22 protein-coding genes are annotated in these 23,263 nt (G+C 71.4%); 12 read left to right on the top strand and 10 right to left on the bottom strand.

The window, feature by feature from the left end; all coding sequences use genetic code 11:
* The first annotated feature begins 12 nt into the window (after nucleotides 1-12).
* Together IE069_RS01870 and IE069_RS01865 are read left to right on the top strand one after the other, a co-directional pair.
* Nucleotides 13-1,953 (top strand): primary-amine oxidase, encoded by a 1,941-nt coding sequence (locus IE069_RS01870; RefSeq protein ID WP_189348387.1) that lies wholly within the window; start codon nucleotides 13-15, stop codon nucleotides 1,951-1,953.
* 5 nt (nucleotides 1,954-1,958) lie between these two features.
* On the top strand, nucleotides 1,959-2,387 hold the full coding sequence (locus tag IE069_RS01865; protein WP_189348386.1) for a hypothetical protein: 429 nt from the start codon (nucleotides 1,959-1,961) through the stop codon (nucleotides 2,385-2,387).
* Here IE069_RS01865 and IE069_RS01860 read toward each other — a convergent pair.
* Entirely contained in the window at nucleotides 2,384-3,046 is a 663-nt protein-coding gene (locus tag IE069_RS01860) for a GntR family transcriptional regulator (protein ID WP_189348385.1), read from the bottom strand. The two genes, IE069_RS01865 and IE069_RS01860, sit on opposite strands and share 4 nt — an antisense overlap.
* Before the next feature lie 116 nt (nucleotides 3,047-3,162).
* Between IE069_RS01860 and IE069_RS01855 the strand changes: the two genes are divergently transcribed.
* Together IE069_RS01855 and IE069_RS01850 are read left to right on the top strand one after the other, a co-directional pair.
* Nucleotides 3,163-3,819 carry a flavin reductase family protein gene (locus IE069_RS01855; RefSeq protein ID WP_189348384.1) on the top strand — a complete coding sequence of 219 codons (657 nt, stop codon included), beginning with the start codon at nucleotides 3,163-3,165 and terminating at the stop codon, nucleotides 3,817-3,819.
* Nucleotides 3,816-5,144 carry an MFS transporter gene (locus tag IE069_RS01850; protein ID WP_189348383.1) on the top strand — a complete coding sequence of 443 codons (1,329 nt, stop codon included), beginning with the start codon at nucleotides 3,816-3,818 and terminating at the stop codon, nucleotides 5,142-5,144. The genes IE069_RS01855 and IE069_RS01850 overlap by 4 nt, the downstream gene beginning before the upstream one ends.
* A 105-nt stretch (nucleotides 5,145-5,249) precedes the next feature.
* Here the strand turns inward: IE069_RS01850 and IE069_RS01845 are convergent, their stop codons facing one another.
* From IE069_RS01845 to IE069_RS01825, 5 genes are all read right to left on the bottom strand, one after another.
* Nucleotides 5,250-5,831 (bottom strand): TetR family transcriptional regulator C-terminal domain-containing protein, encoded by a 582-nt coding sequence (locus IE069_RS01845; RefSeq protein WP_189348382.1) that lies wholly within the window; start codon nucleotides 5,829-5,831, stop codon nucleotides 5,250-5,252.
* 33 nt (nucleotides 5,832-5,864) lie between these two features.
* A complete protein-coding gene (locus tag IE069_RS01840; protein ID WP_229790880.1) occupies nucleotides 5,865-6,866 on the bottom strand; it encodes a FecCD family ABC transporter permease in 1,002 nt (333 codons plus the stop codon).
* Nucleotides 6,863-7,897: a FecCD family ABC transporter permease gene (locus IE069_RS01835; protein WP_229790879.1), complete on the bottom strand. Its 1,035-nt coding sequence runs from the start codon at nucleotides 7,895-7,897 to the stop codon at nucleotides 6,863-6,865. The genes IE069_RS01840 and IE069_RS01835 overlap by 4 nt, the downstream gene beginning before the upstream one ends.
* On the bottom strand, nucleotides 7,890-8,942 hold the full coding sequence (locus IE069_RS01830) for an iron-siderophore ABC transporter substrate-binding protein (RefSeq protein ID WP_229790878.1): 1,053 nt from the start codon (nucleotides 8,940-8,942) through the stop codon (nucleotides 7,890-7,892). The genes IE069_RS01835 and IE069_RS01830 overlap by 8 nt, the downstream gene beginning before the upstream one ends.
* Nucleotides 8,943-9,072: 130 nt before the next feature.
* Nucleotides 9,073-10,086, bottom strand: coding sequence for a phosphotransferase enzyme family protein (locus IE069_RS01825; RefSeq protein WP_189348380.1), 1,014 nt, complete (start codon nucleotides 10,084-10,086; stop codon nucleotides 9,073-9,075).
* Nucleotides 10,087-10,227: 141 nt separating this feature from the next.
* Here IE069_RS01825 and IE069_RS01820 point away from each other — a divergent pair, with 141 nt between their 5' ends.
* Nucleotides 10,228-10,842 carry a TetR/AcrR family transcriptional regulator gene (locus IE069_RS01820; RefSeq protein WP_229790877.1) on the top strand — a complete coding sequence of 205 codons (615 nt, stop codon included), beginning with the start codon at nucleotides 10,228-10,230 and terminating at the stop codon, nucleotides 10,840-10,842.
* Nucleotides 10,843-10,856: 14 nt separating this feature from the next.
* Nucleotides 10,857-12,140, top strand: coding sequence for an aspartate aminotransferase family protein (locus IE069_RS01815; RefSeq protein ID WP_189348378.1), 1,284 nt, complete (start codon nucleotides 10,857-10,859; stop codon nucleotides 12,138-12,140).
* A gap of 73 nt (nucleotides 12,141-12,213) precedes the next feature.
* Here the strand turns inward: IE069_RS01815 and IE069_RS01810 are convergent, their stop codons facing one another.
* The 3 genes from IE069_RS01810 to IE069_RS01800 form a co-directional block, all read right to left on the bottom strand.
* Nucleotides 12,214-13,890 (bottom strand): ribonuclease J, encoded by a 1,677-nt coding sequence (locus tag IE069_RS01810; RefSeq protein ID WP_229790876.1) that lies wholly within the window; start codon nucleotides 13,888-13,890, stop codon nucleotides 12,214-12,216.
* 111 nt (nucleotides 13,891-14,001) lie between these two features.
* Complete coding sequence (locus IE069_RS01805; protein WP_189348377.1) at nucleotides 14,002-14,709, bottom strand: response regulator transcription factor; 708 nt, start codon at nucleotides 14,707-14,709, stop codon at nucleotides 14,002-14,004.
* Nucleotides 14,706-16,307 carry an ATP-binding protein gene (locus IE069_RS01800; protein WP_189348376.1) on the bottom strand — a complete coding sequence of 534 codons (1,602 nt, stop codon included), beginning with the start codon at nucleotides 16,305-16,307 and terminating at the stop codon, nucleotides 14,706-14,708. Before IE069_RS01800 ends, IE069_RS01805 begins: the two co-directional genes overlap by 4 nt.
* A gap of 149 nt (nucleotides 16,308-16,456) precedes the next feature.
* Between IE069_RS01800 and IE069_RS01795 the strand changes: the two genes are divergently transcribed.
* Genes IE069_RS01795 through IE069_RS01785 form a run of 3 tightly spaced genes read left to right on the top strand, consistent with a single transcriptional unit; the run spans nucleotide 16,457 to nucleotide 19,618 of the window.
* On the top strand, nucleotides 16,457-17,440 hold the full coding sequence (locus IE069_RS01795; RefSeq protein WP_189348375.1) for a Bug family tripartite tricarboxylate transporter substrate binding protein: 984 nt from the start codon (nucleotides 16,457-16,459) through the stop codon (nucleotides 17,438-17,440).
* A complete protein-coding gene (locus IE069_RS01790) occupies nucleotides 17,437-18,084 on the top strand; it encodes a tripartite tricarboxylate transporter TctB family protein (RefSeq protein WP_229790875.1) in 648 nt (215 codons plus the stop codon). The genes IE069_RS01795 and IE069_RS01790 overlap by 4 nt, the downstream gene beginning before the upstream one ends.
* Before the next feature lies 1 nt (nucleotide 18,085).
* Nucleotides 18,086-19,618, top strand: a complete 1,533-nt coding sequence (locus IE069_RS01785) for a tripartite tricarboxylate transporter permease (RefSeq protein ID WP_189348374.1) — start codon at nucleotides 18,086-18,088, stop codon at nucleotides 19,616-19,618.
* A gap of 71 nt (nucleotides 19,619-19,689) precedes the next feature.
* On the opposite strand, the gene IE069_RS01780 is transcribed toward IE069_RS01785, so the two are convergent.
* The gene (locus tag IE069_RS01780) at nucleotides 19,690-20,082 is read right to left on the bottom strand and encodes a VOC family protein (protein WP_189348373.1); all 393 of its coding nucleotides are present in this window, start codon (nucleotides 20,080-20,082) and stop codon (nucleotides 19,690-19,692) included.
* A gap of 208 nt (nucleotides 20,083-20,290) precedes the next feature.
* Between IE069_RS01780 and IE069_RS01775 the strand changes: the two genes are divergently transcribed.
* The 3 genes from IE069_RS01775 to IE069_RS01765 all read left to right on the top strand — a co-directional run bounded on the left by IE069_RS01775 (nucleotide 20,291) and on the right by IE069_RS01765 (nucleotide 23,262).
* Nucleotides 20,291-21,091 carry an IclR family transcriptional regulator gene (locus tag IE069_RS01775; protein ID WP_189348372.1) on the top strand — a complete coding sequence of 267 codons (801 nt, stop codon included), beginning with the start codon at nucleotides 20,291-20,293 and terminating at the stop codon, nucleotides 21,089-21,091.
* Between the two features lie 119 nt (nucleotides 21,092-21,210).
* Nucleotides 21,211-22,365 carry a Gfo/Idh/MocA family protein gene (locus tag IE069_RS01770; protein WP_229790874.1) on the top strand — a complete coding sequence of 385 codons (1,155 nt, stop codon included), beginning with the start codon at nucleotides 21,211-21,213 and terminating at the stop codon, nucleotides 22,363-22,365.
* Between the two features lie 9 nt (nucleotides 22,366-22,374).
* The gene (locus IE069_RS01765; protein ID WP_229790873.1) at nucleotides 22,375-23,262 is read left to right on the top strand and encodes a sugar phosphate isomerase/epimerase family protein; all 888 of its coding nucleotides are present in this window, start codon (nucleotides 22,375-22,377) and stop codon (nucleotides 23,260-23,262) included.
* Nucleotide 23,263: the final 1 nt, after the last annotated feature.

Below are 23,263 nucleotides of genomic sequence, written 5' to 3'. Positions count from 1 at the left end.
CCGAGGAACCCCATGAGTCACCCCACCGCCTACTCGCTGCCGACCGCCGAGGAGATCGAGGCCGTCAAGACCCTGCTGACGGAGGCCGGCCACCTGCGCGAGAGCTCCCGCATCGCCTACCTCGGGCTGCTCGACCCGCCGCGCGGCACCGCCGGCGACGCCGTCGCCGACCGGCGCTTCCGCGTCTTCGCGCTCGACGTCGCCGGCGAGGCGCCGTTCGACGCGACGGTGAACCCGGGCACCCGGGCGGTCGAGTCCGTCGTCGTGCTCGACACCGCCGAGACCGGCGAGCTGCCGGTGATGGAGGAGGAGTTCGCCGCCGTCGAGGAGGTCCTCGCCGAGGACGACGAGTGGAAGGCGGCGATCGCCAAGCGCGGGCTGGACCTGGAGAAGGTGCGGGTCGCGCCCCTGTCGGCCGGGTTCTACGACTACCCCGAGGAGCGCGGGACGCGCATGCTGCGCGGGCTGGCGTTCTACCAGGAGCACGAGACGGACTCCGCGTGGGCGCACCCCATCGACGGGCTCGTCGCGTACGTCGACGTCGCGGCCCGGAAGGCGACGCGCATCCTCGACTTCGACGTCGTGCCCGTGCCCGCCGAGCACGGCAACTACACGGACCCGTCGCTGACGGGCGAGCTGCGGACCACGCAGAAGCCCATCAGCATCACCCAGCCGGAGGGCCCCTCCTTCGACGTCACCGGCGGCAACCACGTCGAATGGGAGCACTGGAGCCTGGACATCGGGTTCGACATGCGCGAGGGCCTGGTCCTGCACAACATCGCCTTCGACGACAAGGCACCCGACGGCGGGACCCGCCGCCGCAAGATCCTCAACCGCGCCTCGATCGCGGAGATGGTGGTCCCCTACGGCGACCCGTCGCCGGTGCGCAACTGGCAGAACTACTTCGACACGGGCGAGTACATGATCGGCTCCTGCGCCAACTCGCTCGAGCTCGGCTGCGACTGCCTCGGCGAGATCACCTATTTCTCCCCCGTCATCTCCGACAACTTCGGCAACGCGCGCACCATCCACAACGGCATCTGCATGCACGAGGAGGACGCCTCGATCCTGGCGAAGCACTCGGACCTGTGGAGCGGGATCGACTACACGCGCCGCAACCGCCGCCTGGTGATCAGCTTCTTCACCACGGTCGGCAACTACGACTACGGCTTCTACTGGTACCTCTACTTGGACGGCACGATCGAGTTCGAGGCCAAGGCCACCGGCATCGTGTTCACGTCCGCGCAGCCGGAGGCGGGGGCCGACGGCGAGCCGTACCCGTACAGCTCCGAGATGGCCCCGGGCCTCGGCGCCCCGTTCCACCAGCACCTCTTCGGCGCCCGCCTGGACTTCGCGCTCGACGACGGCCCGTCGCGCGTCGTCGAGGAGGAGGCCGTGCGCGTTCCCATGGGTGAGAACAATCCGCGCGGCAACGCCTTCACCCGCAAGCACACCGTCCTGGCCCGCGAGTCCGAGGCCATCCGACAGACGAAGATGGAGGCGGGCCGGACCTGGATCGTGCAGAACCCGGGATCGACCAACCGCCTCGGCTCCCCGGTCGGCTACAAGCTGATGCCCGAGGGGCACCCGACGCTGCTGGCCGACCCGGAGTCCTCGGTGGCCAAGCGCGCCTCGTTCACGCAGAACGCCTTGTGGGTCACCCAGTACGCCGAAGAGGAGCGCTACCCGACCGGCGACTTCGTCAACCAGCACTCCGGCGGCGCGGGCCTGCCGTCCTGGATCGCGGCGGACCGCAGCCTCGACGGCAAGGACCTGGTCCTCTGGCACACCTTCGGCCTGACGCACTACCCGCGCGTGGAGGACTGGCCGATCATGCCGGTCGACACCGCCGGGTTCACGCTGCGACCGGACGGCTTCTTCGACCGCTCCCCCGTGCTCGACGTGCCGGCCCCCACCCCGGGCGCCTGCCACACCGAGACCGGCTGCCACTAGAGATCATGCGGACGACGGCGGCACTCGCCACGGCCGTGGCGGCGCTCCATGTGTGGGTTCTCGCCGCGCACGCCGGCCCCCACGGGCTCTGGCTGTCGGCGGCACTGCTGGTCATGACGGCCGTATGCCTCAAGTGCGCGCTGGGGCTCTGGCGGGCGCGCTCGCCGCGGGCCCGCCGGGCCGAGCTGACGGCGATGCTCGCGATCTCCAGCGCGATGGCCCTGGCGCACGCGGCACTGATGCTGGGGCTGCCCGGCCTCGGCGGGGCGCACGCCGGCCACGGCGCGATGGTGGCGGGCTCGGCGGCGGGCGTCCCGTCGTCGTCACTGATGATGCTGGCGCTGATCCCCCTGGAGATCGTGGTCGCCGCGGCGGCTGCGGCGGCTCTGCGCCGCCTCGCCCTCCGGCAACCAGTCCTGTCGCCGGACGCCTAGTACCCGGGCACCGAGCGACTGCCCACCCGCGCCTTGCGGGAGGCGACGCCGAGCGCGAAATCGACGAGGTAGTCGTTGAGGCGGATGGAGGCCCGCTGGGCGGCCTCGGCGTCGCGGTCGACGATGGCCCGCAGCAGCTCCAGGTGCAGGCCCTTGCCCGCCTGGACCTCCTGAACGGGATCGAGGATGTGCGCCAGCCAGAACCTGCGGGACAGCCCCTGCAGCGGGGTCATGGCGTCAGCCAGGTACTCGTTGTACGAGGCCTCGCAAAGCAGTCGGTGGGTCTCCCGGACGGCGGCGACGTAGGACTCGAGCTCGTCCATTCCGGCCAGTTCCTCCGCCAGGACCTGAACGCGGGCCAGATCTGCTGCGGTTGCGCGCTCACAGGCCAACGCCACCGCGAGCGGCTCCATCGCCCGTCGCACCTCGAGCCGGCGCAACTGGTCTTCGACCGAGTTGGTCGGGATCTCGATGCCGCGTCCGGGGCGGATCCGCACCAGGCGGTCACGGTCCAGACGCTGGACCGCCTCGCGCAACGGGGTGCGGCCGATGCCCACCTCGTCCACGAGTCCGCTCTCGGTATGAAAGGTTCCCGGCGAGAGCCGTCCAGTCTCGATCATCTCTGCCAGTAGCACGTACGCTTCGTCGGCCTTCGTCATCACACTCCCTTTTGCCGCCCAGCCTACACAATAGACGTCTGAATACTCTTGATATATTCAGCGTATATCCTCTACGCTGACCATGTCGTCGTGACACCGATCACATGGAGGAACCAATGAAGTACCGCCCCAACCAGGAGTCCAGCCCGCTCCCGTTCTCGCCGTTCAAGAGCTGCACCGTACCGCGCCCGATCGGCTGGCTCTCCAGCGTCAGCGCGGAAGGAGTGGAGAACATCGCCCCGTACAGCCAGTGGCAGAACCTCACCTTCGACCCGCCCATGGTGATGTTCTCGGCGAACCAGTACCCGGACGGGCGCCGCAAGGACACTGTCGTCAATGCGGAAACCACCGGCTGGTTCGTGTGGAACATGGCCACATTCGCTCTGCGCGACGCCGTGAACACCAGCGCCATGGCGCTCGAACCGGACGAGAGCGAATTCGAGCACCTCGGCCTGACCCGGGCCTACGCCGACAACGCACCGGTGCCGATGGTGCAGGAGAGCCCGGTCAAGTTCGAATGCAAGTACCACTCGACGCACCGGGTGCCCGGCAACTCGCCCGTGGGCACCGTCGACATCATCTTCGCAACCGTCGAAACCATCCACATCGACGACGAGGTCATCACCGTCGACGGCAGGCTGGACATCAGCAAGATCGAACCCATCGCCCGTCTGGGATACTTCGACTACACGGTCGTCCGGGACACCTTCGAGATGCGGGTGCCCGGCGCAGACAAGGAGGCCCGGATGGGGCTCGAAGGGCAGCCGGCATGAGCGGCACCGGCACCACAGCACAGGAGACGCGGGTTGCCGCGACGTCCGCCCGGCGCGTCCGCGACCTCATCGCGGTCAACTTCGGCAACTCGCTCGAGTGGTACGACTGGACGATCTACTCGATCTTCGCGCCCTACTTCGCGGTCCAGTTCTTCCAACCCGACAACCCGGCTTCCGCACTGCTCGCGACCCTGGCCGTCTTCGCCGTCGGATTCGTGACGCGCCCCCTGGGCGGCTTCCTCTTCGGCGCCTACGCCGACCGGGTCGGACGGCGCAAGAGCCTGACGCTGGCCATGATGGTGACCGCGCTAGGCAGCCTCGTCATCGCCTTCGCCCCGACCTACGGCGCCGTCGGTCTCGCCGCCTCGGTGATCCTGCTTGTCGCCCGCCTCGTCCAGGGGCTCGCCCACGGCGGGGAGATGGGCACGTCCGTCACGTATCTGGTGGAGCGGGCACCGCGCGGACGGCGCGCCCTGTTCGGGGCCACCTCGTGGTTCAGCGTGGTGCTCGGGACCATCCTCGCCACCGTGACCGGGCTCGTCCTTACCGCCAACCTCTCCGACACCGACATCCGCGAGTGGGGATGGCGTGTGGCCTTCGGCATCGGTGGCGTGCTGGGCCTGTACGCCCTGTATCTGCGGCGCCGGATCACGGAAACGGACGCGTTCGAGGAGACCTCCAAGGACACCGCCCCGGGCCGGGAAACCGCAGCATCCGCGCCCCGCAAGCGGGGACTCCTGCACCACTGGAGGGCGATCCTCATCGTCTTCGGCCTGTCGGCCGGCGGGTCCATCATGTTCTACACGTGGCTGATCTTCATGCCCACCCACGCGCAGGTCCAGCACGGCCAGTCCCCCTCCAGCGCGCTGGCCGCCAGCCTCATCGCACAGGTCTACTTCCTCGTCGCGGTCCTCGCCGCCGGATGGCTCGGCGACCGCATCGGCCGCAAACCCATGATCATCGCCTTCGGCGTCGCTTTCGTCGTCCTGACCATCCCCATCTACGGGCTCGTCGACGGCAGTTTCGGCCGACTGGTTCTGGCGATGCTCGCCTCCCTGACCGCCATGGCTCTGCTTTTCGGCGTCAACGGCGCGGTATGGGCCGAGGTGTTCCCGACCCATGTCCGGGCTGCCGGAGTCGCCGGCCCGTTGTCCTTGGCCACGGCGATCTTCGGCGGTACGGCACCGTACATGAACGCGCTGCTGACGCAGAACGGCCACCAGAACTGGTTCCTCTACTACCTGATCGGCGTCGCGGGCATCACCCTGCTCACCGGCATCCTCATGAAGGAGACCAAGAACAGCAATCTCGTCCGAGAGACGTAGCCCAACGTCCCTGCCGAGGCAACGGGCTTGCGATCTGGTGGATGGAAGTCAGCTTTCATCCACCAGATTGCAGGCCGTTCTGCCGCAGGGCCTGCGGACGGACCGCTAGCCGTGGAGGAGGTCGAGCAGCGCGTCGACCTGGGCGCGCAGCTGCTGCGGCGCATTGTGCCGCGCTTCGCCGATCGCGGCGGCCTGCGTTCCGGCGATCCAGTTCAGGACCATCTCGGTGACGACGTCGACCTGGACGTCCGCGCGGACGTCGCCGTCCGCCATCGCCTCGCGCAGCCACGTGCGCAGCAGGGTGCGCCAGGCGTCGGACGCGCTCGCGCTGGCGGCGGCGAGCTCGTCGTCGTGCAGGGCCAGCTGCCAGAACGGGAGCAGGACGCGCGCGGCGGCGACCTTCGTCTCGTCGTCCGGCAGGACGGCCATGACGAACGAGCGGATGGCGTCGACGCCATAGCGGCCGTCGATCGCGGCGTTGATTCCCTCGCTGGATTGCTCGAACACGTGGGCGAACGTGGCCCGCGCGAGCGCCGACTTGGTCGGGTAGATCCGCGCCAGCGACGTCACGGCCAGGCCGGCCTCCTCCGCCACGTCGTTCAGGGTCAACTCGTCGAACCCGCGGCGGGCGACGACGGCGGTGACGGCTTCGGAGAGCTCGGGGTGTTCCACTTCAGCAACAGGCATGCCGGACATCCTATCCCGGCGGGATGTGAGCCCTCACATCGCACCGGTCCTGTTGCTGCGCATGATCAGGTACACGAGGTAGGGCGCTCCCACCACGCCCGTGACGATGCCGACCGGATAGCGCGTCGCGAACGCGTTCTGACCTGCGAAGTCCGCGCCGAGCACGAGGACCGCCCCGACGAGCGCCGCCGGCAGCAGCAGCGACCGGCCGTGGCCGACGAGCCCTCCGGCGATCGGACCCGAGAGGAAGGCCACGAACGCGATGGGCCCGGCGGCCGCCGTCGCGAACGCGACGAGGCCCACGGCGGCCAGCACCAGGAGCAGCCGGGTCCGGCCGACGGCGACCCCGAGGCCGGCCGCCGTGTCCTCGCCCAACGCCAGCATGGACAGGGGCCCGGCCTGCGCGAGCAGCAGCGGCCCCAGGATCCCCAGCGCGACGGCGACCGGCACCACCTGCTCCCATCCGACCCCGTTGAGGCTGCCCGTGAGCCAGCGCATGGCCTCCTGCAGGTCCCAGGCCCCGGCCTTGGAGAGGACGTAGGTGGTCAGCGATTCGAGCATCGCGGCGACGCCGATGCCGATGAGGATCAGGCGCGTTCCGGTCGCCCCGCCTCGCGAGGAGAGCGCGTAGATGGCGGCGGCCACCACCAGCGCGGCGGCCACCGCCAGGCCGGCGACGGACGCCCCGGACAGGCCGAAGAACACGATCCCGAGCACGGCCGCCGTGCTCGCGCCGGCGCTGATGCCGATGACGTCCGGGCTCGCGAGCGGGTTGCGCAGCAGGGTCTGGAAGCAGACGCCGGCCAGCCCGAACGCCGCCCCGGCCACCAGCCCGAGGCTCGCCCGCGGCAGGCGCAGGCGCCCCACGGTGAAGCCCGCGCCGTCCACGTCGGCCCCGAGCGCGACCGCCACGACGTCGTCCAGCGGGTAGAACGTGCGGCCCACCATCAGGTTCAGCAGGTACAGCGCGACGACGGCGGCGCCCAGCGCGGCCACCACCGCGACGGGGCGGGTGCGCGACGACGTCGTACTCACAGCTCCCGCACCTTCTGCCTCCGGACGATGTATATGAAGAACGGGGCGCCGACGAGCGCGGTGACGATGCCGACGTCGATCTCGGCGGGGCGGGCCACGACGCGGCCGACGATGTCGGCGGCCGTGAGCAGCACGGCGCCGGCGAGCGCGGAGAGCGGCAGCAGCCAGCGGTGGTCGGACCCGATGAGCAGGCGGACGACGTGCGGCACGACGAGGCCCACGAAGCCGATCGGGCCCGTGAGCGCCGTGACCGCGCCGGCGAGGACGATCGCGCCCAGCGAGGCCAGACCGCGGGCCAGACCGACCCGCTCGCCCAGGCCCGCGGCGAGTTCGTCGCCGAGGGCCAGCGAGTTCAGCGCCTTGGCCGCGAGCAGGCTGATCGCCAGGCCGCCGGCCAGGAACGGCGCCACGGCGGCCATCGACGCGAAGTCCGCGCCGCCGACGCCGCCGATCTGCCACGAGCGCACGCCGGAGGCGATGTCGTTGCGGCCGAGGACCACGGCCGAGATGAACGAGGCCAGAGCCGCGGAGACGGCCGCCCCGGAGAGCGCGAGCTTCAACGGGGTCGCGGCGCCGGCGTGGAAGCCGCCCGGGCCGAGCGAGGCGATCGCGTAGACGACCAGTGCCGCGACGGCGGCTCCGGCGATCGCGACCCAGACGAAGCTCGTCGCCGACACGAGGCCGAAGTGGGCGATGCCGACCACGACGGCGAGCGCGGCGCCCATGTTGACGCCGAGGATGCCGGGGTCCGCGAGCGGGTTGCGCGTCACGCCCTGCATCACCACCCCGGACACCGCGAGGGCCGCCCCGGCCAGCAGGGCCAGGGCGGTCCTGGGCACGCGCTTGGCGACGGCGGCCTCGCCGAACCCGTCGGTGGAGCCTGCGAGCCCGCCCCACACCTCGCCGGGGCTGACGACGCGGGCTCCGAACGCCACGGAGAGCACGGCGAGGAGCGCGAGGGCGCCGACGAGCGCCAGTGCCCACGCGCTCCGCCGGACGCCCGGGTGGGCGGTGGCGGCCGGGCTACTCAACAGCGTCGGAGAGCAGCTTCAGGTAGGCGTCCAGGTGCCACGGCAGCGAGAGCGCCGTCGGGTTGGCCGCGTTGCCGAGGGGGCCGTCACCGGGCAGGGCCACGACGGCCTCGTTCTCGACGGCCGGCATCTGCGAGAGGATCGGGTCCGCCTGCAGCGCTTCGAGCAGTTCTTCGCCGCCGTAGGTGACGATCAGCTCGGCGTCGGCGAACTCGTCGGCGGTCTCCGCCGACTGCTGGACCGAGTAGGTGCCGTTGGCCTCGGACTCGGCGATGACGGCCTCGGGGGACGTGAGACCGAGGTCGCCGAAGTACTTCACACGGGTGTCCAGCGCCGAGTAGTAGCTGACCGTGGACAGGTCGGACTCGTCGACGTGGGTCAGGAACATCGCGGCCGTGCCGTCGAGCTCCGGGTGTTCCGCCGTCTTCTCGGCGATGAGGTCCTCGTACTCGGCGACGAGCTCGTCGCCCTCCTCGGCCAGGCCCATGCCGGCGGCGTTCATGGTGATCGTGTCGCGCCAGTCGGTGCCCCAGGCGTTCTCCGGGAACGCCACGACCGGGGCGATCTCGCTCAGGGTCTCGTAGTCCTCCTGGCTGAGTCCGGAGTAGGCGGCGAGGATGACGTCCGGGTCGGAGTCGGCCACGGCCTCGAAGTCGATGCCGTCGGACTCGTCGAAGAGGACCGGCGTTTCGGCGCCCAGCTCCTCGAGCCGCTCCTCGACCCACGGCATGACGCCGTCGCCGTTGTTGTCGCCCCAGGTCGTGGCCGCCATGCCGACGGGCACGACGCCGAGCGCGAGCGGCACCTCGTGGTTGCCCCACGCGACGGTCGCAACCCGCTCCGGAGTCCCCTCGATCACCGTCTCGCCGAACGCGTGCTCGATCGTGAGGGCGTCCTCGCCCGGTTCCCCGCCGCCGGACGCGGCCTGGCCCGGGGTGCAGGCCGAGGCGAGCAGCACGACGGCGGCCGCCGCGGCCAGGAGGCCGCCGCGCCGGGCGGGGCGGGTCGCGGAGGCGCTGCGGGAGCGCAGCAGGGCAGGGCGCACGAGTGGCATGATGGCCTTTCGGAATGATAGGGAAAACTTCTCAAGCCTAATCCGCTTAAGTAAGCCTTACCTTATCAACCTACCGACACCAGGGCGCGATATCAACATGGCCCCGCCGACACCCGCCCGGTCAGGCCTCGACCGTGTGTCCGTGCGCCCGGGACCGCAGATAGTCCTGGGCCATCCTCACCACGTGCGGGGCCACGCGGTCGGCGATGAAGTCCGCCTCCGGGTCGCCGGCCCGCTGACCCGCCCAGCCGAGGTAGGTCGTCGCCCGCGCCAGCAGGAGGACGTCCCACGCGGCGAAGAAGCCGGAGGGGACGCCGCGCACCGACTGGTATCCGCCGAACAGAGCCGTGCGGAAGTCCTCGTAGCGCGGGTGCGGCGTGTAGAAGAACAGCGCCGTCGCCAGGTCGAACAGGTGCCACCCCTCGCCGAAGTCGTCGAAGTCGATCAGCGTCATCCCCGACCCGCTGACCAGCACGTTCTCGGGCGTCAGGTCGGCGTGGATCACCCCGAAGTGCTGCTCGTCGCCCGGCAGGTCCGCGAGGTCCCGCTCGAGGGCCGCGAGCGCCAGCCCCAGTGTCTCCGCGTCCCGGCCGGCGAGCCGGTCGACGCGGCGGGGGTCGCCCCACAGCGGCCTGCGGCCCGCCAGACCGGGGGTGTTCCAGGCCCCGCGCGCGAACCCGGGCAGCCGCCCGAGGTCGATGAGGGCCAGGTGCAGCTCGCCGAGCCGCTCGCCCAGGGCGCGGAAGTCGGCGGGCGCCAGGGTGCTGGTGCCATCGAGCCCGGAGGCGATGTCGCCCAGCGGCGACGCCCCCTCGACCCAGTGGAGCACGTCGACGTAGACGTCCTCCCCCTCCAGCTCCTCGCTGCACAGCAGCTCGCCGTCCAGCGTGCGCACGAGCCGCGGCACGGGGAGCCCGCGCTCGGCGAGCGCGTCGAGGTAGGCCATCTCGGTGCGGATCTCGTCCTCGCCGCGGTAGCCGGTCCGGTGCACCCGGACGGCGTAGGAGCCGGCGGGCCGGCTCAGCTTGAAGACGTAGTTCTCCCGGTACTTGACCAGTTCGACGTCGCCGGACCCGCGGAGTCCGTAGCGCCCGAGTGCCCGGTCGACGAGATCGGTGGCGGCCTGCAGTCTCATGATCTACCCCTTCGTGTGGTGCCGGTCACCTAAAAGTAAAACTGAACATCGCGCATGTCAACTGAACAAGACTGTTCAATTTTCCCTCCGTTGCGTCTATGCTGGTGCCCAACGCACCTCGCCGACCTCCGAGGAGAACCCATGAGCACCCTGACGCAGCCGCTCCCCCTGAGGGAGCGGAACCGCCGGCGCACCCGAGCCGACATCCTGGACGCGGCCGCCGAAGCCCTGGGCGACGGCGGCTACGCCGCCACCACGCTCGAAGAGCTCAGCCGCCGCGCCGGCCTGGCCCGGGGGACCCTCTACGCGCATTTCCCCGGCGGCCGCGAGGAGATCGTCCGCGCCGTGTACCTGCGCATCGCCGAGGAGGTCGACGAGCGCGGTCGCACCCTCCGCGGGCGCGAGACCGGGGCGCCGGACCGGATCGCCGCGCTGGCGCGCGCCCTGACCGAACGCACCGCGACGCCGTCGGGCCGGTTCTACGGGAGCACCGCGGCCGACGTCGTGCCCGTCCTGGCCGACATCGCCGGCGGGACCTCGGCCGCGTTCGAGGCGCTCATCCGCACAGACCTCGCGGACGCCCGCACCGCCGGCGACCTGCCCCGCGGGTCCGATCTCGACGCGCTGACCACAGCGTTGTCCGGCGCGCTGCGCGCCTCGGCGGCCCGGACGGCCGCCGCCCCGGAGACCGTCGACGCCCAGGTCGGCGCCGTCCGCTCCCTCGCCTGCGGGCTGCTCGCCGCACCCAGCCACTGAACCGAAAGGCCGCCATGACCACCCCGGGAACCTCCGAGCTGCTCGCCCGCCGCTACGCCACCCTCGGCGAGCACTCCCCGCTCTTCTACCGCGAACCGCTCGAGCTGGTCTCCGGCGAGGGCGTCTGGCTGACGGATGCGCAGGGCCGCACCTACCTCGACGGCTACAACAACGTCCCCCACGTCGGCCACGCGAACCCCGTGGTCGCTGACGCCGTGCACCGGCAGCTGCGCACCCTGAACCTGCACACGCGCTACCTCAACCACCTGGTGGTCGACTACGCGGAGGCGCTCCTGGCGGCCTTCGACGACCGACTCGACCGGCTCTTCCTGGTCAACAGCGGCTCCGAGGCGAACGAGCTGGCGCTGCGGGTGGCCCGGCAGCACACCGGCAGCACCGGGGTGCTCGTCTCCGACTTCAGCTACCACGGCAACACCACCTCGCTGGCCGAGCTGACCACGGGGCTGACCGTCCACGAACCGCTCGGCGGCCACGTCCGCACCCTGCGCATCCCGGATGCCACCGGGCTGACCGAGACCGCGGCGCGGGACCTCTGCGTGCGCGCCCTCGGCGAGGTCGACGCGGCCATCGCCTCGCTGCAGGAGGCCGGCCACGGCGTCTCGGCGGCCCTGTTCGACCCGCTCTTCTCCACCGAGGGCCTGCTCACGCCGCCCGACGGCTACATCGAGGGGTTGGCCCGGCGGGTCCGCGCCGCCGGGGGGCTCGTCGTCGCCGACGAGGTGCAGTCGGGGTTCGGCCGCCTCGGGGACGCGATGTGGGGCCACGAGCTCTTCGACCTCTCGCCCGAGCTGGTCACCCTCGGCAAGCCGATGGGCAACGGGCACCCCGTCGGCGGCGTCGTCACGACGGCGGAGCTCCTCGACGAGTTCGGCCGCCGCAACATGTACTTCAACACGTTCGCCGGCAGCCCGGTCTCCTCGGCCGCCGGGCTCGCCGTGCTCGAGGTGATGGAGCACGAGCGCCTGCTGCCCCGGGCCCACGAGACGGGCGCCTACATCGCCTCGCGCCTGCACGGGCTCGCCGCCGAGAGCCCGCTGGTCGCGTCGGTGCGCGGGCGCGGCCTGTTCTTCGGCATCGATCTGGTGCACGACGACGGGGCGCCGGCCGCCGGCACCGCCCGCGCGCTCACCGAGAAGATGCGGGAGAAGGGCGTGCTGATCAGCAAGATCGGCCGCGACGACAACGTGCTGAAGATGCGCCCGCCGATGGTGATCGAGCAGGCGCAGGCCGAGATCCTCGTCGACCGTCTGGCCGAGTCCCTCGCCGAGCTCGCGTAGGCCCGCACATCCGCTTAAACGACGAATCGCCCGCCTCCGGATTCCTCCGGGTGCGGGCGATTCGGCCTTGCGCCTACGCGTCGACGGTGATGACCGTGAAGTGCGGGCGGCGGCGGATCGAGCGGTCGGCCCAGCGGACCAGCGCTTTGGCGATCTGCTTCTCGGCCTCGGGGCCGGTCTTCTCGTTGAGGCGGACCAGCGCCTTCTCGACGATGCCGGCGGCCTTCTCGATCTGCGCGTCCGTCAGGTCGAAGCCGACCGGGAAGAACTCCGGATCGTCCTCCATCTCCCCGGTGTCCGGGTCGATGATCGCCAGCACGGTCACGGCGCCGTCCTCGGAGAGGCGCACGCGGTGCGCGAGCTCCTCCTCCGTCGCGGCACCGGCGACGTTGTTCTCGACGTACACGTACGACGCCGGAACGGAGCCGGAGACGCGGGCGATACCGTTCTCGAGGTCGACGGTCACGCCGTCCTCGATGATCAGGGCGTTGCGTGCGTCGACACCGGTGCGGATCGCCAGGTCGGCGTTCGCCTTGAGGTGGCGGTGCTCGCCGTGCACGGGGATGACGTTCTTGGGCCGCACCAGGTTGTAGCAGTACACCAGCTCGCCCGCGGAGGCGTGGCCGGAGACGTGCACCTTGGCGTTGCCCTTGTGGACCACGTTGGCGCCTAGCTTGGTCAGGTCGTTGATCAGGCGGTAGATGCCCGACTCGTTGCCCGGGATCAGCGAGGAGGCCAGCAGGACGGTGTCGCCCTCGACGAGGTCGACCATGTGGTCCTGGTTGGCCATGCGCGCCAGCGCCGCCATCGGCTCGCCCTGCGAGCCGGTGCAGATGATGACGGCCTTGTTCGGCGGCAGCTTGTCGAGCTCCTTGAAGTCGACGAGCATGCCCTTGGGGATGTTCAGGTAGCCGAGCTCGTCCGCCAGGCCCATGTTGCGGACCATCGAGCGGCCCAGGAAGGCGATCTTGCGGCCGTACTTGTGGGCGACGTCGATGACCTGCTGCATGCGGTGCACGTGGGAGGCGAACGAGGAGACGATCACGCGGCGCGGGGCCGTGCGGATCACGTTGTCGATCGCTGGCACCAGGTCGGCCTCGGCGGCCATGAAGCCCGGAACCTCGGCGTTGGTGGAGTCGGGCAGGAACAGGTCCACGCCCTCCTCGCCCAGACGCGCGAAGCCGGCCAGGTCGGTGATGCGCTTGTCCAGCGGGAACTGGTCCATCTTGAAGTCGCCGGTGACCAGCGTGGAGCCGGCGGGCGTCTTGACCGAGACGGCGAGGCCGTCCGGGATGGAGTGGTTCACGGCCAGGAACTCGAGGTCGAACGGGCCGAGCTTGCGCTTGTCGCCCTCCTTGACCTGGTTCAGCTTGACGTTGTTGATGCGGTGCTCGGTCAGCTTGTTCTTCAGGAACGCGAGCGTCAGCTTGGCCGAGTAGATCGGGATCTCGCGGTGCTCCTTGAGCAGGTACGGGACACCGCCGATGTGGTCCTCGTGGCCGTGCGTGAGCACGAGCCCGACGACGTCCTTCCAGCGGCCGCGCAGGTAGCTGAAGTCCGGCAGGATCAGGTCGACGCCGGGGTGCTGCTCTTCGGGGAAGAGGACGCCGCAGTCGACGATGAGCAGCTTGCCGCTGTACTCGAAGACCATCATGTTGCGGCCGATCTCACCGAGGCCGCCGAGGGCGACCCAGCGCATCGCGCCCTTCTTCAGCTGCGGCGGGGTTTTGCGGGGGTGACGTTTTGTCATCTCATCCTTATATTGGATTTTCTTGAATGCAGGGCGACCGAAATCGTCCAAGGCGCGCCGAATGACGCGGGAAGTCTACTGCCAGCCTACCAGCGGCCGTCGTACGCGGCATCACGCGCCCGCGTGCTTGATCCAGCGGTACCGGTGCTCGGGCCGGCCCGCCGACCCGTACCGCGGTCTCAGCTCGGCCTCGCCCCGCCGCGTCAGCAGATCGAGGTAGCGCCGCGCGCTCACCCGCGAGATCCCGCACGTCTGGGCCACCTGGGCCGCGGAGACGTCCTCGGCCGCGGCCCGGACGGCCGAGGCGACGAGCTCGAGCGTCGGCTGCGAGAACCCCTTGGGCAGCGGCGCAGGGGGCGCGACGGCGGCGGGAGGCGCCGTCGTCGTCCCGCCCATGAGGGCGTCGATCTCGGCCTGGGCCAGCCGCCCCGGCTCCTGCGCCCGGGCCGCGCGGAAGGCGGCGAGCCGGCCCCGGAAGTCGTCGACCGTGAACGGCTTGACCAGGTACCCGTCGATCCCGCGGCCGATCGCCGCGCGCACGGTCTCGGCCTCGGCCGCCGCGGTGATCATGACGACGCCGGCGCGCGGGAAGCGGGCGCGCAGCTCGGTGAGGACGTCGACGCCGTTGCCGTCCGGCAGGTGGACGTCCAGCAGGACCAGCCCGATGCCCGGGTCCGCCTCCATCGCGGGCACCACCTCGGCCGCCCGGGCGGCGGTGCCGGCGACGGCGAACCCGTCGAGGGATTCGACGAAGAGCTGGTGCATGCGCAGCACGTCGGGGTCGTCGTCGACGATGAGCGTGCGGATCTGGTCCGTCATGGCCTCGGGTCCTCCTGGTCGGTGGCGGTCGGGCGGTCCGCTCCCGCGGGCCAGTCGAGCGCGAACTCGGCCCCGCCCAGGTGGGAGCGGCGCACGTCGATCCTCCCGCGGCGCCGGGCGACGATCCGGTCCACGAGGGCCAGTCCGATCCCGTGCGGCACGTCGGTCTCGTCCTTGGTGGTGACGCCGCGCTCGAAGACGCGGTCGACGTCGGCGGGCGCGATTCCGGGCCCGCTGTCGCCGACGCGCAGCCGGACGCCCTGCTCCCCCGCGACGACATGCGCCTCGACGCGCCCGCCGTCGCCCGCCGCCTCGATCGCGTTGCTGAGCAGGTTGGACAGCACGGTGAGCACGTCGTCGTCCGCCGTCCAGCCGGCCTCGGTCCGGGAGTCCGGATCGGCGGCGAACTCGACGCCGTGCTCGCGGGCGACCGCGGCGTTCGCGGCGAGCACCCCGGCGACGCCGGGCTCGGACACGACGGCGGCGCCCGCCTCCGCGGGTCCGGCGATCCGGCGGATGTACTCCTCCGCTTCGGCGTGCGCGCCGACGGAGAGGTAGCCGGAGAGCACGTGCAGCCGGTTGGCGAACTCGTGCGTCTGCGAGCGCAGGGCGTCCGCGAGCCCGCGCTGGCCGGCCAGCTCCCGCAGGGTGGATTCGAGCACGGTCCGGTCCTGCAGGGTCAGCGTGTAGCCGACCGCGTCGCCGCCGGCGGAGTCGAACGCCGTGCGCCGCGAGACCACCAGCACCCGCTCGCCGACGAGCACCTGGCGGGCGCCGTCGTCGTCCAGCCGGCCCACGACCGGGTCGAGGACCTCGCCCGCGTCGCGCCCGACGGCGTCGCCGCCGAGACCGAGCAGGCGCATGGCCTCGGCGTTGAGCAGGGTGATGGCGCCGGCGTCGTCGATGCCGACCACCCCGTCGCGCACGGAGTAGAGCAGCGCGTTCTGGGATTGGAGCAGGGCGGCGACCTCGTCCGGCTCGACCCCGAAGATGCGGCGGCGGATCGAGCGGGCGGCCGCGAGGCTGACGAGCGTTCCGGCGCCGGCCGCGCCGAGGATCCACGGGGCGAAGCCGAGCACGACGGAGGCGAGGTCGGCGCGCACCGCGGACTGCAGGATGCCGACCGAGATGGTGCCGACGATCTCCTCGCCGTCGTAGATCGGCTCCTTCACGCGCAGGGTCACGCCGATGGTGCCGCGCTCCACGCCGCGGAACGACTGGCCCTCGCGGATGAGGGAGTGGTCGGTGGAGACGGGCTCGCCGATGCGCTCGGGGTCGGGGTGGGAGACGCGGATGTCGTCGAGGCCGACGACCACCACGTAGTCGACGCCGCTGGTCTCCCGCGCGAGCCGGGCCAGGGGCGCGATGGTGCCGACGTCGTCGTCCGTGTTCAGCGCGTCGATCACGTGTGGCTCGTCGGCGACCTCGAGCGCGACGGTGCGCGCCCGCTCGTAGGCGGCCTCCTGGATGCGCCGGTCCTCGAAGGCCATGACGACGGCGGCCACGACGACCACCAGCCCGAGCACGATCGCGACCTGCAGCCCGGCCAGGCGCAGGCGCAACCGGCGGCGCGGACGTGGGCTCTCGGCGTTCGGCATGCCCCTCCTCTCGACCGTTGACTTTACTTTTCTTGTGACCACTATGACCCAAACCGCTTTCGGCCTGTGTTCGGGGTCACTTTCCTGCGATCTTGTTGTGACTGATCCGGTCATATACGACCGACCATCCCTCGACTTTACGGACACCCATGAGTAAGCAAAACATCAAGAGAACGGTCTTCGGCGTCGCCGTCGCGGCCGTCACGGCGCTCGCGCTCGTGAACGCCGCGGCGTCCGGCGGTGAATCGACCGCCCGGTCCAAGCTCGTCCTGATGGCCCCCGCCTCCCCCGGCGGCGGCTGGGACGGGTTCGCCCGCGAGGCGCAGCAGGCCATCAAATCGGACGGCATCAGCAACAACGTCCAGGTCGTCAACGTCCCGGGCGCCGGTGGAACCATCGGCCTGAGCCAGTTCGCGCAGATGGAAGGCCGCTCCGACATGCTGATGGTCACCGGCGGCGTGATGATCGGCGCGATCGAGCTGGCCGACGCCGGCACGTCGCTCGACGACGTCGAGCCCATCGCGCGGCTCTCCGACGACTACTCCGTGATCGTCGTCCCCGGCGACTCGGACATCGAGACCCTCGACGACTTCGTCGCGGCCTGGAAGCAGGACCCGGGCGGCACGGCGATCGCCGGCGGCTCCCTCGGCGGCATCGACCACCTCCTGATGGGCATGGCCGCGGAGAACGTCGGCATCGACCCGCAGGACGTGAACTACATCCCGTACTCCGGCGGCGGCGAGGCCATCACCTCGGTGCTCTCCGGCACGACGGCGGCGGCCGTCTCCGGCTACAACGAGCTCTCGGACCAGATCGAGAACGGCAGCCTCCGCGCGCTGGCGATCTCCTCCGAGGAGCGCCTGCCGGGCGTGGACGTCCCGACCTTCAAGGAGGCCGGCGTCGACGCGGCGATGGCCAACTGGCGCGGCTACGTCGCCGCTCCCGGCATCACCGAGGAGGAGAAGGCCGAGCTTGTGGACATCCTGACCGAATTCCACGCCACGGAGCACTGGCAGGACGCCGTCGAGCGGAACAACTGGACGGACAGCTTCATGGTGGGCGAGGAATTCGACGCCTTCCTCGCAGAGGAGATCGTCACCACCAAGGACCTCGTGGAAGGACTGGGACTGTGAGCACCACCGACATCCAAACAGAAGCCGGTCAGACCGGCCGGGACGGCGACGAGGCCATCCGCATCACCAGTTTCTGGTCCGGCCGCAGCGAGCTCGTGGTCTCGGCGCTGATCCTGGCGCTGGCCGCGGCCGTCACCGTCGGCACCGCCACGATGAACGTCATGGGCGACACGATCCCGGGCCCGCAGTTCTTCCCGACGATCGTCTGCATCCTGCTCTACGTGCTCGGCGTCGTCCACGCGGTCTCGGTGCTGCGCACCCGCCGCTTCCCGCAGGGCGCCGACCCGCGCAGCCACGACTTCTCCCCCGACATGCTCGCCGAATTCGGCGACACCGGACGCGACACCGTCTTCGGTTCCACCGGCCAGCGCCCCCGGACCACGGGCCGCGTGCGCGCGTACTCGGACTGGAAGACGATCGCCTGGGTGGTCGGCGGGGCCGCGGCCTTCATCCTCACCCTGCCCGTCCTCGGCTGGGTCTTCGCGTCCGCCGGCCTGTTCTGGGTGATCTGCAAGGCCTTCGGCAGCAAACGCCCCGTCTTCGACGTCGGCGTCGCCCTGCTCTTCGCCTCGATCACCTACGTCGCGTTCAACGTGGGTCTCGGCCTGAACCTGCCGGCCGGCTTCCTGGAAGGAGCACTCTGACATGGATCAGCTCACACACCTGATGCAGGGCTTCGCCGGCGCTCTGACGCTCGCGAACCTCCTGTGGGTCTTCGTCGGGGCCCTGCTCGGCACGGCGGTCGGCGTCCTGCCGGGCCTCGGCTCCTCGATGGCGGTGGCCCTGCTGCTGCCCGTGACCTTCAGCCTCGATCCGACGGCGGCGTTCATCATGTTCGCCGGCATCTACTTCGGCGGGATGTTCGGCGATTCGACCGCGGGCATCCTGCTCAACACCCCGGGTGCCTCCTCGGCCATTGCGACGACGTTCGAGGGCCACCGCCTGGCCAAGAGCGGCCAGGCCGCCCGCGCGCTGGCGACCGCCGCCATGGGCGCCTTCATCGGCGGCCTCATCGCCACGACCCTGGTGGTGTTCTTCGCCCCTACTCTGGTGAAACTCGCGACGGCCTTCGGTCCCGCGGAGTACTTCGCCCTGGCCGTCTTCGCGTTCGTCGCGATCTCCTCCGTGGTCTCCGACTCGATCATCAAGGGCCTCACCGCTCTGGGCATCGGCCTGGTGCTGGCGCTCATCGGCGTGGACGGCCAGTCCGGCACGACCCGCTACACCCTCGGCCTGCCGGAGCTCTTCGACGGCCTGTCGATCATCGTCATCACGGTCGGCCTGCTGGCCCTGGGCGAGGTCATCCACGTGGCCTCGCGCATCCACCGCGACCCGAACGCGGTCAAGATCCCGGCCAGCGGGCGCGCCCTGCTCAGCCGCGCCGATTTCCGCAAGGCGCTGCCGGCCTGGCTGCGCGGCACCGCGTTCGGCGTGCCCTTCGGCGTCATCCCCGCCGGCGGCGCGGAGATCCCCACCTTCCTCGCCTACGGAACGGAGAAGCGCCTGGCCGCCAAGCGCGGCGACACGGACTTCGGAACGACGGGTTCGATCAACGGCGTCGCCGCCCCGGAGGCCGCCGGCAACTCGACCGCCGGCATGGCCATGGGCGCCCTGCTCGCCCTGGGCCTGCCGGTCTCGGCGACTGCGGCCCTCATGATCGCCGCGTTCCAGCAGTACGGCATGCAGCCGGGACCGCTGCTCTTCGAGCGCTCGGGAGACATGGTCTGGACGCTGCTGGCCTCGCTGTTCATCGGTCTGGTCATCCTGCTCATCATCAACATGCAGTTCGCGGGGCTCTGGGCCAAGCTGCTGCTGGTCCCGCGCCAGTACCTGTACGCGGGCATCACCGTCCTGTCCATGCTGGGCGTCTACGCCGTGAGCTCCTCCGTGGTGGACCTCTGGTTCCTGCTGGCGATCGGCATTCTGGGCTTCGTGATGCGCCGCTACCACTTCCCGGTGGCACCCGTGCTGATCGCGGTCATCCTGGGCCCGCTGGCGGAGACGAATCTGCGCAACGCCCTGACGATCTCCGAGGGAGACCTCGGCTACCTCGTCGCCTCGCCCGCGACGGTCATCATGTACGCCCTGCTGCTCGTCGCCGTCGCCTACGCGGCGTTCAAGCACGCGGCCCAGCGCCGCGCGAACCGGGCCTCGGCGAAGGTCCTCGAGGACGCCTGAGGCACGGAATTCTCCAGCACGACGGCGGTGCGCCCGTCACGCTCCCACGCGTGGCGGGCGCACCGCCGTCGTTAAAGGTCCCTCTGGTCCCGCCGGATCGGGTGGTCCTCGGGTACCTGGACCAGCACGATCCGGGTGCCGTCCGGGTCCTCGATCCACGCCTCGACCAGGCCCCACGGCTCGGTCCGGGCCTCTCGCTTGGGGGCCAGACCGCTGCCCGCCAGCCGCACGAGTTCGGCCCGCACGTCCCGGACCTGCAACCACAGCATCAGGGTGGACGGCGTGCCCGGCGCGCGGGAGCCCGAGATCTCGAGCTGGCCGCTGCCCAGGAAGAACACCACGCCCCCGCTCCCCTCCGGGCCGAACTCGCGGGCGACCGCCAGGCCGAGCACGTCGCGGTAGAACTCCCGGGTCGCGACGAGGTCGACGGGCCGGAGCAGGATGCGGCTGGAGAGGATGTCCATGCCCCCATCCTCTCCGGTGCGCCCGGTTCTGGCCATGCGCCGCGGAACACCTCGGCGCCGGAGTTCTTCGTCGCATCGCCCTTCGCCTGCCGGCAGGGAAGGTCTTCGAACGCGGACTAGGCTGGTCGGGACGGCGCCGCCCGGCGGGGCCTGTCCGGCGCCCCGGAGGGACCACGCCGGGCCGACGACGAGCGAGGGGGTCTGCACCGTGGCCAATTCGGCATCGGGCGAATCGGTCATCGACCGGATCGTCAGGATTCTGGGCGCCTTCGAACGGGACGCCCCGCGGCTGACGGTCAGCGAGCTGGCACGGGCCGCCGGCCTGCCCAACACGACCACGCACCGGCTCACCACCGAGCTGCTGTCCGCGGGCCTGCTCGAGCGGGACCGCGAGGGACGATTCGGCGTGGGCGTGCGGATGTGGGAGCTCGCCGCCCGCTCGAACCCGGCGGAGGAGTTCCGCCGGCTCGGCCTGCCCGTGCTCGACGGCGTCCACGCGGCGCTGCGTCAGCACGTCTCGCTCTCCGTGCCGCGCTTCGAGAACTTCACGGTCCTGTACCTCGAAGTGCTGGACCGGCACGGCAGCGCCGTGGATCTCGCCGAGGTCGCGGGCCGGCTGGACATGCACACGACCTCGGCCGGCCTCGCCATGGCCGCCCACGCCCCGGCGGACGTCCAGGAGCGCTTCCTGGCCGCGCCGCTGGAGCGGACGACGCCGCGGACCGAGACGGATCCCGGCAGGATCCGCGCCCGGCTGGCCGAGATCCGCGAGCACGGCTGCATCCGGCTGCCTGGCGTGCTGGTGGACGAGAACGTGGCCTACGCCGTCCCCGTCTTCGGGGCGGGCAACGCCGTCATCGGCGCGATCACCGTCGTCGTGCCGCTGCTCGAGGACAACGCCCAGCTGGTGGTCCCGGTACTCGTCGCCGCCGGTCGGTCGCTGTCCCGGTCGATGGGCGCCGAGCGGCGGACCGGCGGATCGAGGCCCTGGCTGCGCCTCGGGCCGTAACACCGCGGGGACCTAATTCCGTTCAACGGGCAATACGGCCCATCGTCGCCACACGGTCCCTAGGCTCGAACGGCGGCCGGAAACACACCCCGGCCGGATCCGCTTCGAAAGGCCCCGCCGTGCACCTGCCCCCGTCCGCCACCTCCCGCACGCTCCGCGTCGGCATCGTCGGCTGCGGCAGGATCAGCCGCAACCACCTGGAGGCCTTCGCCGGGCTGGACGGGGCCCGGGTGGTGGGCGTGTGCGACGTCGACCCGGCCCGCGCCCAAGCCACCGCCGAGGCCTGGGACGTCGAGCACGCCGTCGACTCCGTCCCCGCGCTGCTGGCCCTGGGGCTGGATGTGGTCTCGGTGTGCACGCCGCACCCGACGCACGAGGCGGTGGTCCTCGAGTCCGCGGCCGCGGGCGTCCACGTGCTGTGCGAGAAGCCCGTCGCCGTCGACATGGCCGCCGCCGAGCGGATGACCGCCGCGTGCGACTCTGCCGGGGTCGAACTCGGCGTGCTGTTCCAGCGCCGCTTCTGGCCCGCCGCGCAGCGCGTGCGGGCCGCGATCGACGACGGCTCCCTGGGCACCCCGGTCCTCGGGCACGTCTCCGTCCTGCTGCACCGCGATCCGGGGTACTACGCGCAGGACGCCTGGCGCGGCACCTGGGAGTCCGACGGCGGCGGCGTCCTGATGACGCAGGCCATCCACTACATCGACCTGCTCCAGTGGTACATGGGCGAGGTCGCCGAGGTCTACGGCGCCATCAACACGTTCAAGCACGGGGAGCACATCGACGTCGAGGACTCGGCCGCCGCGGTCATCAAGTTCACGTCCGGGGCCATGGCCACGCTGGCCGCCTCCACCGCCGCTTCGCCGGCCCTGGGCGTCCAGATCCGCATCACCGGTTCCACCGGCGCGACGGCGGAGCTCAGCGAATTCCCCGAGGGGTCCGACGGCCGGGTCACCCTGATGGCCGCGGACGGCACGGTCCGGTCCAGCCCGGCGCACCCCGCGGACGCCGCACCCGACGTCGACCTGTCCACGATCAACGCCGCGCTGGTCCCGCACCACACGAGCCAGATCCGCGACTTCGTCGAGGCGCTCGCCCGCCACGACGCCCCGGCCGTCACCGGCCGGACCGCCACCACCTCCCTGCGCATCCTGCTCGCCGTCTACGAGGCGGCGCGCACCGGCGAGCCGGTCCGCTTCGCCCCGTTCCCTCCCGGCGTGCCGGTGGCGCCGTCCGACGTCACGGCCCGCGCGGCCGCGCAGCCCGCAAGCCGTTAGGAGAATCCCGTGGACCACAGCCTCTCCAGAGGATCCGAGCACGCCCGTCCCCCGCTGGGCCTCGCCCAGCTCTCACTCGTGGGCACCGCGCCGCCGGACCTGGTGCGACGGGCCGCCGGGGCCGGGTTCGACTTCGTCGGCGTACGCGTCCGCCCGGTGACCGGCGCCGAACGCGCCTACGACCTCCGGCCCGGCTCCCCGCTGCAGGCCGAGACGCTGGCCCGGCTGCGCGACACCGGGACCCGGGTCCGCGATGCCGAGTTCCTGCTCCTCGACGGCGGCGACCAGCGGGAGGCGTGGCTGCGGATGATGGAGGCCGGCGCGGCGCTGGGCGCCACCGGGCTCACCGTCGCCGCGAGCGACCCGGACCGCCTCCGGCTCGCCGACACGGTGGCCCGGATGGCAGAGGACGGCCGCGACCACGGGATAGTTCCGACGCTCGAGCCGATCTCCTACCAGGCGGTCGACTCCCTGCCCGCGGCCGCCGCCCTGGCCCGGCCGGCGGGGTGCCGGATCGTGGTCGACACCCTGCACCTCCGCCGCTTCGGCGGCACGCTGGAGGAGCTGGCCGCCGCCGCCGACCTGGTCCAGATGGTCCAGATCTGCGACGGTCCGGCGGCCCCTCCCGCGGACCGCGCCGGACTCGTCGCCGAGTCCCGTTCGGAGCGCGGCATCCCGGGCTCGGGCGACTTCCGGATCGCCGAGGTCCTCGCCGCCCTCCCGGCCTCAGTGCCGGTGAGCGTCGAGACCCCGTCGGAGGCGGCGGTGGCGAGGATCGGCGACGCCGAATGGGCCCGCCGGCTCATGGAGGCCGCGGTCGCGGTCCTCGACGAGGCCGACGCCCTCCGCGCGCAGAACGCGACGGCGCCCGCCGTCGATCCCCGGGCCGACGCATGAG

Origin of the sequence: Zhihengliuella salsuginis (genome assembly GCF_014651715.1) — a bacterium.
Classification (GTDB): Bacteria; Actinomycetota; Actinomycetes; order Actinomycetales; family Micrococcaceae; genus Zhihengliuella; species Zhihengliuella salsuginis.
The sequence above is the reverse complement of the archived record's forward strand: the minus strand, read 5'-3'. Positions and strand labels throughout refer to the sequence as shown.

What these genes read in the sequence shown, in the direction of transcription:
- IE069_RS01865 (WP_189348386.1), top strand. Translation starts at nt 1,959, where the DNA reads ATGCGGACGACGGCGGCACTCGCCACGGCCGTGGCGGCGCTCCATGTG.
- IE069_RS01845 (WP_189348382.1), bottom strand. Translation starts at nt 5,831, where the DNA reads ATGCCTGTTGCTGAAGTGGAACACCCCGAGCTCTCCGAAGCCGTCACC.
- IE069_RS01860 (WP_189348385.1), bottom strand. Translation starts at nt 3,046, where the DNA reads ATGACGAAGGCCGACGAAGCGTACGTGCTACTGGCAGAGATGATCGAG.
- IE069_RS01780 (WP_189348373.1), bottom strand. Translation starts at nt 20,082, where the DNA reads ATGGACATCCTCTCCAGCCGCATCCTGCTCCGGCCCGTCGACCTCGTC.
- IE069_RS01810 (WP_229790876.1), bottom strand. Translation starts at nt 13,890, where the DNA reads ATGACAAAACGTCACCCCCGCAAAACCCCGCCGCAGCTGAAGAAGGGC.
- IE069_RS01785 (WP_189348374.1), top strand. Translation starts at nt 18,086, where the DNA reads ATGGATCAGCTCACACACCTGATGCAGGGCTTCGCCGGCGCTCTGACG.
- IE069_RS01795 (WP_189348375.1), top strand. Translation starts at nt 16,457, where the DNA reads ATGAGTAAGCAAAACATCAAGAGAACGGTCTTCGGCGTCGCCGTCGCG.
- IE069_RS01855 (WP_189348384.1), top strand. Translation starts at nt 3,163, where the DNA reads ATGAAGTACCGCCCCAACCAGGAGTCCAGCCCGCTCCCGTTCTCGCCG.
- IE069_RS01805 (WP_189348377.1), bottom strand. Translation starts at nt 14,709, where the DNA reads ATGACGGACCAGATCCGCACGCTCATCGTCGACGACGACCCCGACGTG.
- IE069_RS01870 (WP_189348387.1), top strand. Translation starts at nt 13, where the DNA reads ATGAGTCACCCCACCGCCTACTCGCTGCCGACCGCCGAGGAGATCGAG.
- IE069_RS01825 (WP_189348380.1), bottom strand. Translation starts at nt 10,086, where the DNA reads ATGAGACTGCAGGCCGCCACCGATCTCGTCGACCGGGCACTCGGGCGC.
- IE069_RS01820 (WP_229790877.1), top strand. Translation starts at nt 10,228, where the DNA reads ATGAGCACCCTGACGCAGCCGCTCCCCCTGAGGGAGCGGAACCGCCGG.
- IE069_RS01815 (WP_189348378.1), top strand. Translation starts at nt 10,857, where the DNA reads ATGACCACCCCGGGAACCTCCGAGCTGCTCGCCCGCCGCTACGCCACC.
- IE069_RS01800 (WP_189348376.1), bottom strand. Translation starts at nt 16,307, where the DNA reads ATGCCGAACGCCGAGAGCCCACGTCCGCGCCGCCGGTTGCGCCTGCGC.
- IE069_RS01850 (WP_189348383.1), top strand. Translation starts at nt 3,816, where the DNA reads ATGAGCGGCACCGGCACCACAGCACAGGAGACGCGGGTTGCCGCGACG.